10 protein-coding genes are annotated in these 12,460 nt (G+C 37.6%); 9 read left to right on the forward strand and 1 reads right to left on the reverse strand.

What is annotated here, in order from left to right; translation table 11 throughout:
* Nucleotides 1-467 precede the first annotated feature (467 nt).
* The 4 genes from Q0486_RS02805 (at nucleotide 468) to Q0486_RS02820 (ending at nucleotide 3,882) form a co-directional block, all read left to right on the forward strand.
* Nucleotides 468-1,778 carry a BNR repeat-containing protein gene (locus tag Q0486_RS02805; RefSeq protein WP_299230185.1) on the forward strand — a complete coding sequence of 437 codons (1,311 nt, stop codon included), beginning with the start codon at nucleotides 468-470 and terminating at the stop codon, nucleotides 1,776-1,778.
* A gap of 9 nt (nucleotides 1,779-1,787) precedes the next feature.
* On the forward strand, nucleotides 1,788-2,687 hold the full coding sequence (locus Q0486_RS02810; RefSeq protein ID WP_299230186.1) for an alpha/beta hydrolase: 900 nt from the start codon (nucleotides 1,788-1,790) through the stop codon (nucleotides 2,685-2,687).
* A 107-nt stretch (nucleotides 2,688-2,794) separates the two neighbouring features.
* Nucleotides 2,795-3,409, forward strand: a complete 615-nt coding sequence (locus tag Q0486_RS02815; RefSeq protein WP_299230187.1) for a YhcH/YjgK/YiaL family protein — start codon at nucleotides 2,795-2,797, stop codon at nucleotides 3,407-3,409.
* A 122-nt stretch (nucleotides 3,410-3,531) separates the two neighbouring features.
* Nucleotides 3,532-3,882, forward strand: coding sequence for a cupin domain-containing protein (locus tag Q0486_RS02820; protein WP_299230199.1), 351 nt, complete (start codon nucleotides 3,532-3,534; stop codon nucleotides 3,880-3,882).
* Between the two features lie 126 nt (nucleotides 3,883-4,008).
* Here the strand turns inward: Q0486_RS02820 and Q0486_RS02825 are convergent, their stop codons facing one another.
* Nucleotides 4,009-4,260: a type B 50S ribosomal protein L31 gene (locus tag Q0486_RS02825; RefSeq protein ID WP_087428283.1), complete on the reverse strand. Its 252-nt coding sequence runs from the start codon at nucleotides 4,258-4,260 to the stop codon at nucleotides 4,009-4,011.
* A gap of 605 nt (nucleotides 4,261-4,865) precedes the next feature.
* Between Q0486_RS02825 and Q0486_RS02830 the strand changes: the two genes are divergently transcribed.
* From Q0486_RS02830 to Q0486_RS02850, 5 genes are all read left to right on the forward strand, one after another.
* Nucleotides 4,866-5,870: a class II fructose-bisphosphate aldolase gene (locus tag Q0486_RS02830; protein WP_299230188.1), complete on the forward strand. Its 1,005-nt coding sequence runs from the start codon at nucleotides 4,866-4,868 to the stop codon at nucleotides 5,868-5,870.
* Nucleotides 5,871-6,145: 275 nt separating this feature from the next.
* A complete protein-coding gene (locus tag Q0486_RS02835; protein ID WP_299230189.1) occupies nucleotides 6,146-7,702 on the forward strand; it encodes a peptide MFS transporter in 1,557 nt (518 codons plus the stop codon).
* Nucleotides 7,703-7,812: 110 nt separating this feature from the next.
* Nucleotides 7,813-10,449 (forward strand): DNA gyrase/topoisomerase IV subunit A, encoded by a 2,637-nt coding sequence (locus Q0486_RS02840; RefSeq protein WP_299230190.1) that lies wholly within the window; start codon nucleotides 7,813-7,815, stop codon nucleotides 10,447-10,449.
* A 4-nt stretch (nucleotides 10,450-10,453) separates the two neighbouring features.
* The gene (locus Q0486_RS02845) at nucleotides 10,454-11,302 is read left to right on the forward strand and encodes a DUF3316 domain-containing protein (RefSeq protein WP_299230191.1); all 849 of its coding nucleotides are present in this window, start codon (nucleotides 10,454-10,456) and stop codon (nucleotides 11,300-11,302) included.
* A gap of 22 nt (nucleotides 11,303-11,324) precedes the next feature.
* Nucleotides 11,325-12,350 carry a S41 family peptidase gene (locus Q0486_RS02850; RefSeq protein ID WP_299230200.1) on the forward strand — a complete coding sequence of 342 codons (1,026 nt, stop codon included), beginning with the start codon at nucleotides 11,325-11,327 and terminating at the stop codon, nucleotides 12,348-12,350.
* The last annotated feature ends 110 nt before the right edge of the window (nucleotides 12,351-12,460 follow it).

A 12,460-nucleotide genomic window follows, 5' to 3' on the forward strand; every position in this document is an offset into this window, starting at 1 on the left:
CTTAATCCTGCATGGAATATTTTTATTCTTTGCAGGATTTTTTTGTTATTAATATTATGGATTTAATTTTTTGTTTGATATATTTGGGATTTGAAAATAAAATGCGGTAATACCATTTTTGTAATGGGGAAATTATGAATCTGTTATATTTATCAGGTTGCGATAAATTATGAGAATGTTATTATATGAAAAACTTTAAATTGTTACTTCGTTTAATAAAACTTACTTTTCTTGCTTTAATATAGAAAAAGCCTTCATTGATATAAACTGATAAAGAATAAATTAGCTATAGGATTTTTTTCTGATATATGTTGGTAATTCTAGTCGGTTGGAAATATGTGGGACAATAGTTATAGCTTTATATAATTCAAATGTTTTTTATATATACAAAATGAAAAAATAAATTTTACTACAGTCTTTTCTGTTTTGTCTAATAATCGAATTGAAGTTAAATAAATTTGTGAGTTATGAATAGAGTTAAATTATTAAGTTTTATTCTTCTGGCGACATTATTGTCTGCATGTACTAATCAAAAAGTTTTTGATTTTCCTAAGGAAGGAGTGGAAATATCTAAGGTAGTATCAGCATTCAGAGTAGGATTCTCTATGCTTGAAAAGAATGATAAGTTGTATATGGCTTACTATGATTCACTTCATCAGATGACATTGGCGACCTGTGACCTGAAATCCGGTAAACTGGAATATAAAGTTTTACCCTCAAAAATAGGGTGGGATAGTCATAATTATATAACGATGGCATTCGATAAAGAAGGTTATCTACATGTATCTGGTAACATGCATGCTGTGCCATTGATATATTTCCGTTCAGAAATGCCATACGATATTCATTCTGTACGTCAAGTGGAAAAGATGACTGGAGTAGATGAAAAACGTATGACCTATCCTTCTTTTATGGAATCTCCTGATGGTAATCTGATATTTCATTATAGAACTGGTGGAAGTGGAAACGGGTCAGAAATATACAACATATATGATGTTAAGACAAAGTCATGGAAAAGATTGTTGGATACTCACTTAACATATGGTGAAGGTAAAAGAAACGCTTATATGCAAGGTCCTGTGTTGGGTGGTGACGGCTATTATCATCTGATATGGGTATGGAGAGAAACCCCTGATTGCTCAACCAATCATACGCTTTCGTATGCTCGCAGCAAAGACCTGTTACATTGGGAGAATATTGCTGGGGTAAAGACTGAATTACCTATTGTGTTAGAGAAAAAAGAGTTTTGGGTAGATGCTACTCCAGTGAAAGGTGGATTGTTTAATCCAGGTATCAAATTAGGTTTTGACTCACAAAATCATCCAATTATTGGTTATCATAAGTATGATGAAAACGGTTACAATCAACTTTATGCGGCTAAATATATTGATAATGAATGGAAATTGTCCAAACTTACTGATTGGGAGTATCGCTGGCAGTTTGAAGGAAACGGCTCTATGAAAAATGAGTTGTCTATAACCAATCCGATTTCAATCAAAGATGGTAAAATGGCCTTTGGCTATAATCATATAAAAGAAGGAAAAGGCGAGATTTTGTTTGACGAAAATACTTTGGAGGCTTGTGGCAAACGTGAACCGGTACGTGTTTATCCTGAATCGTATGATGAGGTTGTATCCGATTTTCCGGGAATGTATGTACGTACTCTTGTTAAAGGGAAGTATTTATTGCGTTGGGAAACTCTTGATGCAAACAGAGACAGAAAACCAGAAGGGGAACTGCCACCTGCAAGTAAATTGGTTTTGTATAAATTTAAATGATAAAATATTATGAGAAGTTCTTTCCTTGCAATATTCGTTTATTTGAATCTATTGTTCTTTATTTTGTTTTGTTCTATTCCTGTAATTACTGTAGCTTCAAATAGAGTAGATGATCATTTAAGCACTACGAATAAAAAGACAGTGGTTTATAAGACTGTTGATTCTGTAGAATTAAAAATGAATATTTATTATCCTGATGACTTTTGTAAAGAGAAACAGTATCCTGCAATAGTATTTTTCTTCGGAGGCGGGTGGTATAATGTCAATAGCGAACAGTTTTTACCTCATGCTTTGGTTTTAAACAAAATGGGCATGGTTGCTATTCTTGCTGATTATCGGACAATGAAGATCAGTGGGGTTTCGCCTAAAGATTGCATTAGTGATGCCAGATCTGCTATGAGATATATTCGTATGCACTCAGACAAGTTGAATATAGACTCTAAAAAAATAGCTGCATCAGGAGGGTCTGCCGGTGGACATTTGGCCATAGCTACTGCTGTTATAGAATCTTTTGACGATGAGTCAGACAATAAAGATATTAATCCTGTTCCTGATGCTCTGGTTTTATTTAATCCTGTTTTAGATAATGGACCAGTTGGAGGGTATGCATATAATAAAGTCAAAGAATATTATAAGGAGTTCTCACCGGCGCATAATATAAAAAGGATGATGCCCCCTACATTGGTAATGATTGGTACAAAAGATAAATTAATTCCTGTAGAAACAATATTAAGGTTTCAGAATAATATGAATGAACAAGGAAATATTTGTGATGTATATCTATATTCCGGACAAGGACATGGCTTTTTTAATTACAAAAAAGAAGGCTCGAATAAATATTATTATAGAACACTTGATGATATGATAGCGTTTTTGAAGAATTATAATTTTATTAATGATTGTGATTAAGTTGAAAATATATTAGCATAACTTGGTTTACTGTGGACACGTTTGAAGCCTTTTAGTTATTTTTGTCGTGAAAACCTATTATGTTGTATTTATTAAATCTGAAGAATATGAAAAAAAATTTTAAGCTTTTGTTAGTGTTATTTCTTCTGGTACTAAATTGTAATATTTCGTACTCGCAGAATTGTTGTAAATCGCAGGTTAATTATACGAATTGGGTCTTGCAAAGGGAATGGAGTAACGGATTCAAGGCTTTACCAGATGTCAGTACTAATCTTGGGGAGTTTTATTTGCAGTATCATAAGAACAAAAAGCAATGGGATGCAGTGTTTTCATGGTTGGCTAAGACTGATTTGCTGAATGTTTCCGCCGGAAGACATCAGATTCCGGGCACGGAGTTGTATGCAAGTGTAGAGGATAGCACAAACGATTCTTTGGAAAAACGTGGATCGGAGTCTCACTATCATCACATCGATCTTCAGTATGTAGTAAAAGGTACAGAACGTTTTGCTTTACTTGATCATGAGACTTCATATCCTAACCGAGCATATAAACCGGATATTATAGGTTATACTTATGATGCTTCTAAGGCTATGTTTATTGATTCTACTCCTGAACGTTTCTTTTTGTTTTTCCCGTCAGATTGGCATATAGCAAAAATTCAGACTGATAAGCAGGATCAGAATATAAGGGTTGTAGTAATAAAATTGGATTATGTAAAATAATATTTCATAATATAAACTTCAAATATTTTTATTACATGAAAAAGATGATTCTCACAGCCGTATTGTTTATGGCAACAATTGTAACAAATTCAGTTTATGCTAACTCTGAAAATGGTAATGAAATGAAAAAAACAAGAAGTGAAACATTTATTCAAGAAGATAAGATAGAATGGGAAACTATAGGAGACGGAGTTAAGCGTCAGATATTAGGATATGATGGCCAACTTATGATGGTGAAAATCAAGGCTGAGAAAAAAGGTCCGGTAGGAGTTGAGCATGCTCATTATCATTCACAGGTTACTTTTGTATCGAGTGGAAAGTTTGAGTTTACTATTGGAGGAAAGAAGAAAATAGTTACGGCCGGTGACGGAATGTATATGGAGCCGGATGTACTTCATAGCTGTATATGTCTGGAACCGGGAGTAATTGTTGATTGCTTTTCTCCAACAAGGGAAGATTTCCTGAAGAAATAAAAATCAAGTATTCTAAAATTGTGTCGCTCTGTTCAGATTGACTTAAAACAAAGAATGAAAATGTACAAAATAAAAACGGGCAATCCAAAAAATGGGTTGCCCGTTTTTATTTGATTTCTTTTTGTATTATTTCTTAATACGGTTGTAACGGCTCATGAACTTATCAACACGTCCAGCTGTGTCTACCAACTTAGACTTACCTGTGTAGAACGGGTGAGAAGTATTAGAGATTTCCAACTTTACCAATGGGTAAGTTTCACCTTCAAATTCAATTGTGTCTTTTGTAGCACAAGTTGAACGAGAAAGAAACATATCGCCGTTTGACATGTCTTTAAATACTACCGGACGGTAGTTTTCTGGATGAATTCCTTTTTTCATTTCAGTATATACTTTATTTATTATTATTTTTTGACTAGTTGGTAACACTTAGTCGTGTGTAATGGTCTGTTTCGGGTTGCAAAGATACGCTTTTTCTTTTAAAAGAGAAAACTTTTTACGTATGTTTTTTATAAAAACTTTCCGACGATAATATATTAATATATAATGTGTTCGTATTTAGTTATAAGGCCGTTGTCATAGCCTGGAATTATTTTCATTTTGTCGTGTTCAAAAAAGTCTTTTTCTTTGTTTTATTCTATAAATACAAGTTGTGTTTTTATAAATATAGGTTATATATACAAAAAAATAGTTTGTATTTATATAAATATAGATTATATATAGAGAGAATAAAATGTTTTCTTGTATTTTCTGTCAAATCAGATGAATGTTTCTGTATATCTCGTTTCATGTATTAGTATACGTAGAATGTAAAACTTGCAATATCTACATTGCATTATACGTGTATAAGTTTGTAATAACTGATGTATTTATCCAATATATATAGATTTGTGTATATTTTTTTCTTTTAAAATTGAAGGTAAGAATATATTAATTGTTATTTTTGCAATGGAATTTAATCACTAACATTATAAATAGTAGAAACAATGGTTAATTACAAAGACTTAGGCTTGGTGAACACAAGAGACATGTTTGCCAGAGCAATCAAAGGTGGATATGCAATCCCTGCTTTCAACTTCAATAATATGGAACAGATGCAGGCTATCATCAAGGCTGCAGTTGAAACTAAATCACCTGTTATCCTTCAGGTTTCTAAAGGTGCTCGTCAGTATGCTAACGCTACTTTGTTGCGTTACATGGCTCAGGGTGCTGTAGAATATGCTAAGGAATTGGGTTGCGAACATCCTGAAATCGTTCTTCACCTTGACCACGGAGATACATTCGAAACTTGCAAGAGCTGTATCGACTCTGGTTTCTCTTCAGTGATGATCGACGGTTCTCACCTTCCATACGAAGAAAACGTTGCTTTGACTAAGAAAGTTGTTGAATACGCTCACCAGTTTGAGGTAACTGTAGAAGGTGAACTTGGTGTATTGGCAGGTGTTGAAGACGAAGTTTCTTCTGACCACCACACTTACACTAATCCAGAAGAAGTAATCGACTTCGCTACTCGTACAGGTTGCGACTCATTGGCTATTTCAATCGGTACTTCTCACGGTGCATACAAATTTACTCCAGAACAGTGCCACATCGATCCAGAAACTGGACGTATGGTTCCTCCTCCATTGGCATTCGACGTATTGGATGCAGTTATGGAAAAACTTCCTGGATTCCCTATCGTACTTCACGGATCTTCTTCAGTTCCACAGGAAGAAGTTGATACTATCAACAAATACGGTGGTGCTTTGAAGGCTGCTATCGGTATTCCAGAAGAACAGTTGCGTAAGGCTGCTAAGTCTGCAGTTTGCAAGATCAACATCGACTCTGACTCTCGTCTTGCTATGACTGCTGCTATACGTCAGGTATTCGCTGAAAAACCAGCTGAATTCGACCCACGTAAGTATCTTGGTCCTGCTCGTGACAACATGGAAAAACTTTACAAACACAAAATCATCAACGTTTTGGGTTCAGACAACAAATTGGCTGAATAATAACGCTTAATAATACCTTCCAAATTATGGAAGGATTTATATAAAGTTATTTTCATTTTTGAGGAGGCTGTCCGTAAAGGATAGTCTCCTTGTTTTATAAATATCTGCCTTGTCTTCCTTTATATCTGCTGGCTTTTTGTTTTTATATTCTATGCCCGAAGATAATTATGTCAGCTCAAAACCTGTGTTTAATAATCGTGATATTGCGTAATATCCGTTTTTTCTTTATTTTTGCATAAAAAATTATTCATTAATCATTTAAATCTTCATTATTTATGTTTAACAAGCATCCTAAAGGATTGATACCTGCGGCACTTTCGAACATGGGAGAGCGTTTTGGCTACTATATCATGAACGCTGTGCTGGTGTTATTCCTTTGTTCTAAATTTGGTATAAGTGAGGAAAAAAGTACACTTATCTATTCATTCTTTTATGCAGGTATTTATCTTCTGAGTCTTGTCGGTGGACTTATAGCCGATAGAAAGCAGAATTATAAAGGTACAATCATGGCAGGTCTTGTGATTATGGCCATAGGATATATTGCACTCTCTGTTCCTATTACAGCAAATGCCGGCAATACTACATGGTTGCTTACTCTTACTTGTATTGCATTGTTCCTTATCGCTTTCGGTAATGGTCTCTTCAAAGGTAACCTTCAGGCTATTGTTGGTCAGATGTATGATGACCTTGAAGCTGAGGCTGCCACTAAAGGTGAAAGGGAACTGGTTGAAGCAAAAAGTAAGAGAGACTCAGGATTCCAGATATTCTATGTGTTTATCAATATCGGTGGACTTATAGCTCCGTTTATCGCTCCTCTGTTGAGAAGTTGGTGGCTTAGTGCGCATAATATGGTTTACAATGCAAGTCTGCCAGCTTTGTGTCATGACTATATTGCCAAAGGTGCTGACGGTATGTCGGCTGAAGCTATGGGTAACTTGAACCAGCTGATGTCGCAGTGTGTTGGCGAGACTGCAGATATGGCTGCATCCTGTGCTCAGTATCTTCAGATATTCAATGAAGGTATCCATTATTCATTCGTTGCTTCTGTAGCGGCAATGCTTATTTCTTTGGTAATCTTCTTCGCTACTAAGAGCAAATTCCCAAATCCGGGAAAGAAAGAGGCTGCGGCTGCCGTTACTTATACAGCTGAAGAAAAGGCTGCAATGGCTAAGGAAATCAAGCAGCGTCTGTATGCATTGTTTGCAGTACTTGGCGTTGTTATCTTCTTCTGGTTCTCTTTCCATCAGAACGGTACTTCACTTTCGCTTTTCGCCAGAGACTTTGTTGATACATCTACAATTGCTCCTGAAATATGGCAGGCTGTAAATCCATTCTTTGTGATTACTCTTACACCGATAATCATGATGATTTTCGGTTCTCTTTCCAGAAGAGGCAAGGAAATCTCTACACCTCGTAAGATTGCTATCGGTATGTTTATCGCTGGCTTGGCTTATCTGTTCCTTGCAGGTTATTCATTTGTAATGGGATATCCTTCTGCTGCAGAATACAGAGACCTTCCTATTGACCAGCAGGTGAAGGCCGGAGCATGGGTGCTTATAGTTCTTTACTTCCTTCTTACAGTGGCAGAATTGTTCATCTCTCCACTTGGATTGTCATTTGTTTCGAAGGTGGCTCCAAAACATCTTCTGGGACTTTGCCAGGGATTGTGGCTTGGTGCTACTGCTGTAGGTAACCTCCTGTTGTGGATTGGCCCTCTTATGTATAATGCTATTCCTATCGCATACTGTTGGGCAATATTCATGATAGTATGTCTCATCTCTATGGGAGTAATGCTGTTCATGGTGAAATGGCTTGAAAAAGTGGCTAAATAACAGATTTTAAAATAAAATAGTCTAAATAAGAGGATATATCTTTTCGTGGTATATCCTCTTTTTTTCTTAAATTTGCAAAGACAGTTTTATTCTAGATTAAAATACTAAAAATGAGCGAAGATACTTTTGATAAAGAGAACGAATTGCAGGGAGGCGAAGGCCATTCAGATTATAAACCGGCTGATACATCGAATGATGCTGTGAGGCATCAGCTGAGCGGAATGTATCAGAACTGGTTTCTTGACTATGCTTCGTATGTAATACTTGAAAGAGCCGTACCGCATATCAATGACGGATTGAAACCTGTGCAGAGAAGAATACTGCACTCCATGAAGCGTCTGGACGACGGTAGATACAACAAGGTGGCAAACATAGTAGGTCATACCATGCAGTTCCATCCTCACGGTGATGCCTCTATCGGTGATGCGCTGGTACAGCTCGGACAGAAGGAACTTCTCATCGACTGTCAGGGAAACTGGGGTAATATACTTACCGGTGACAGTGCGGCTGCACCTCGTTATATCGAGGCACGATTATCAAAATTCGCTCTAGATGTAGTCTTCAATCCGAAAACTACTCAGTGGCAATCGTCATACGACGGACGAAACAGAGAACCTATCACTTTGCCTGTGAAGTTTCCTTTGCTCTTGGCGCAGGGTGTTGAGGGTATTGCCGTAGGTCTGTCGTCTAAAATTCTTCCTCATAATTTCAATGAGCTGTGTGATGCTGCCATAGCTTATCTTAAAGGCGAGCCATTCCAGCTTTATCCTGATTTCCAGACCGGCGGTTCGATAGATGTATCGAAATATAACGACGGAGAACGTGGTGGAGTGGTACGAGTGAGAGCCAAAATTTCAAAACTTGACAACAAGACTCTGTGTATCAGTGAAATTCCATACGGAAAAACTACATCTTCACTTATAGACTCTATACTTAAGGCTGTAGAAAAAGGAAAAATCAAGGTCAAGAAGGTAGAAGATAATACAGCCGGAAAGGTTGAGATTCTTGTGCATCTTGCTCCGGGTGTTTCGTCGGACAAGACGCTTGATGCCCTGTATGCATTTACAGACTGCGAGGTTAATATATCTCCAAACTGCTGTGTGATAGACAATAAGAAGCCGCACTTCCTTTCTGTCAGCGATGTGCTTAAGAAATCTACTGACAATACTTTGGATTTGCTCCGACAGGAACTTAATATCGAACGCGATGAAAAGCTGGAAGCTCTGCATTTCTCTTCACTGGAGAAAATATTCATCGAAGAGCGTATATATAAGGATGCTAAGTTCGAACAGGCTGAAAATATGGATGCCGCATGCGAACATATCGACGACCGTCTGACTCCGTTCTATCCTCAAATGGTGCGCGAGGTAACCAAAGAAGATATATTGAAACTGATGGAGATAAAGATGGCACGTATTCTGAAGTTCAACAAGGATAAGGCTGATGAACTTATAGCGCGTCTTAAGGGTGAAATAGAGGAAATTGACAATCATCTTGCTCATATCACAGATTATACCATCAACTGGTATGAAGGGCTTAAAGCCAAATATGGCAAGAACTTCGAGCGTAAGACTGAAATCAGAAACTTCGATGTCATTGTGGCTACCAAGGTAGCGGAAGCAAACGAAAAACTTTACATCAACCGTGAGGAAGGTTTCATCGGTACAGGGCTGAAGAAGGATGAGTATGTGTGCAACTGTTCTGATATTGACGATGTGATAATATTCTATAAGGACGGTAAATATAAGATAGTTAGGATAAGCGACAAACTCTTCGTAGGTAAGAATATCCTGTATGTGAATATCTTCAAGAAGAATGACAAGCGTACTATATATAATGTGATATACCGCGACGGAAAGGATGGAGCTTACTTTATTAAGCGTTTCAATGTGACTTCGATGATACGCGACCGTGAGTATGATGTCACTCAGGGAAATCCTGGCTCTAAGATAATGTACTTTACTGCCAACCCAAATGGTGAGGCGGAAGTGGTGAAGGTTGCACTCCGACCTAATCCTAGAATAAAGAAACTGATACTGGAACGTGATTTCAGTGAAATATCTATCAAAGGACGCCAGTCAATGGGTAACTTGCTTACTCGTCTGGAAGTACATAAGATAAGTCTTAAGCATAAGGGAGGCTCTACTCTTGGAGGTAGAAAAGTGTGGTTCGATTATGATGTGCTACGCCTTAATTACGACGGACGTGGTGAATATCTGGGAGAATTCCAGAGTGAAGACTGCATACTTGTGGTGCATAAGAACGGAGAATTCTATACATCGGATTTCGATTTGAATAACCATTATGATACAGACATAATGATTTTGGAAAAATACGATCCGGATAAGGTTTGGACTGCCGTCCTTTACGATGCCGACCAGCAGAATTATCCATATCTGAAGAGGTTCTGTTTCGAACAGAGTACCAAACGTCAGAACTTCCTGGGTGAGAATAAACAGAACGAACTGTTGCTTCTTACTTCGGAAACATATCCAAGGATAAATGTTGTCTTTGGTGGTCACGACAGTTTCAGAGAACCTATGATTGTTGATGCCGGCGAATTTGTCGGAGTCAAGAGCTTTAAGGCTAAAGGAAAACGACTTACTACATTTGCTGTGGATAAAATAGAAGAATTGGAACCTATAATTAGGGAGGAGGAACCGGAAGTACAGTCTGAAGCTGATGAGGTGGAGAATAATGATGTGGATACTCCAAATGAGGATGATGGTCAGATGAAGTTGTTTTAGCCCTATGAGTAGATTATTTATATCGGTTTTGCTTATACTGTTGATGTCTTGTGCCGGAGTGCTGGCACAGGATTCATTATCACACGATAAGTATATCGTACGTTCTGTTATGGTCGGAGCTGGTAAAACTAATGTGTACGACACATATCTCTCTCCGCTGGAATATCGTGGCCCTGAACTGAGATTCATGCACGAAAGCATGCGTATGACAAGGCTTATGGGAGGTCGTGTTTCTGCGCAGCGCATAGTGCAGGTCAATGCCTCAAGCACTGATAATATCTCAAAATCAGGGAAATCGTATTCCGGAATGTTTAACTGGACGTACGCATTGCATTATCAGTATAATGTGGACGACAGGCTGAAGATATTGTTCGGTCCGATGCTGGACCTCAATGGTGGATTCATTTATAATACGCGCAATTCCAATAATCCTGCCCAGGCAAAGGTTTATGGCAGTATTGATGCTTCAGCCATGGCGATATATAAACTCAGAATAGGCCGTTATCCTATGACTTTGAGATATCAGGCAAATATTCCTTTTATGGGATTGATGTTCTCGCCGGAATATGGGCAGTCTTATTATGAAATATTCTCATTGAAACATAGTGGAAAGAATGTACTTTTCACATCATTTCACAATGCTCCTACAGTGCGTCAGATGCTGACTCTGGATTTTCCTATAGGCAAGACGATAATGCGTGCCGGTTATCTGTGCGATATACAGCAGGCTAAAGTCAATAATCTGAAAAGTCATTTCTATTCTCATAATTTCATGATAGGCTTTGTCAGAAATTTTCAGATGATTAGAGGAAAGAACAGAATAAGCCTTCCTTCTAAGGTTAATCCATTTTGATTAAATGATATTTCTTATGAAACTGAAGAATAATTCTTTATTTGCAGTATTGATTTTCTTGCTGTTGTCTGTGCTTTCGTCATCATGTATCAGAGAGGATGTTTCAGGCAATACTCCTCAGGCAAATTTTGAGTCGTTGTGGCGGATCATCGACGAACAATATTGTTTCCTTGATTATAAGAATGAAGTGTATGGGCTTGACTGGGACGAAGTATATTCCCGATATTCCAAACGTATCACTTCCGATATGTCCAGTTACAATTTATTTGAAGTTCTGTCTGAAATGGTAAACGAACTTCGTGACGGGCATGTGAACTTGAGTAGCGGATATGGTACTTCGCAGTACAGAGAATGGTTTGATGCATATCCGCGTAATTTTAGTGACAGCATCCAGAGCAATTATCTTGGAAAGGATTATGTAAATACATCAGGGCTGACATATCAGATATTGGAAAATAATATAGGATATGTGTATTGTTCCAGTTTCTCTAATGGAATAGGTGATGGGAACCTGGATTATATGCTGAAAGAGATGGAGCTTTGTGACGGGTTGATAATAGATGTCAGAAACAATGGAGGAGGAAATCTTACTACAGCACAGAAATTGGCTTCAAGATTTACAAATGAAAAAATTCTTGTAGGGTATATGTCTCACAAGACAGGGCCTGGCCATAATGAGTTTTCAACACCAGAACCTGTTTATCTTGAACCTTCCAATGGGATACGCTGGCAAAGAAAAGCTGTAGTTCTGGCAAACAGACGTTCGTACAGCTCTACAAACGATTTTGTAAATTGCATGAAAAGTATGCCTCTTGTAACAATAATGGGCGATAAGACTGGAGGAGGTTCCGGATTGCCATTCTCTTCGGAAATACCAAACGGATGGTCTATAAGATTTTCGGCAGCCCCAATGTACGATTCGGAGATGAATCAGATAGAGTTTGGCATTGATCCGGATATACGTGTAGACATGACGGAAGAGGATATTTTGCGCGGAAAAGATACGATAATAGAGGAAGCATGTACTTTTTTGAAAAAAAATCAGTGAAATGTTTGTAGGTATAAAAAAAAAGCGTACCTTTGCATCGCAAATGAGAAATAAAGCTTCTCACGCGCCTGTGGCGTAATTGGTAGCCGCGCCAGACTTAGGATCTGGTG

This window comes from uncultured Bacteroides sp. (genome assembly GCF_937912035.1).
GTDB lineage: Bacteria > Bacteroidota > Bacteroidia > Bacteroidales > Bacteroidaceae > Phocaeicola.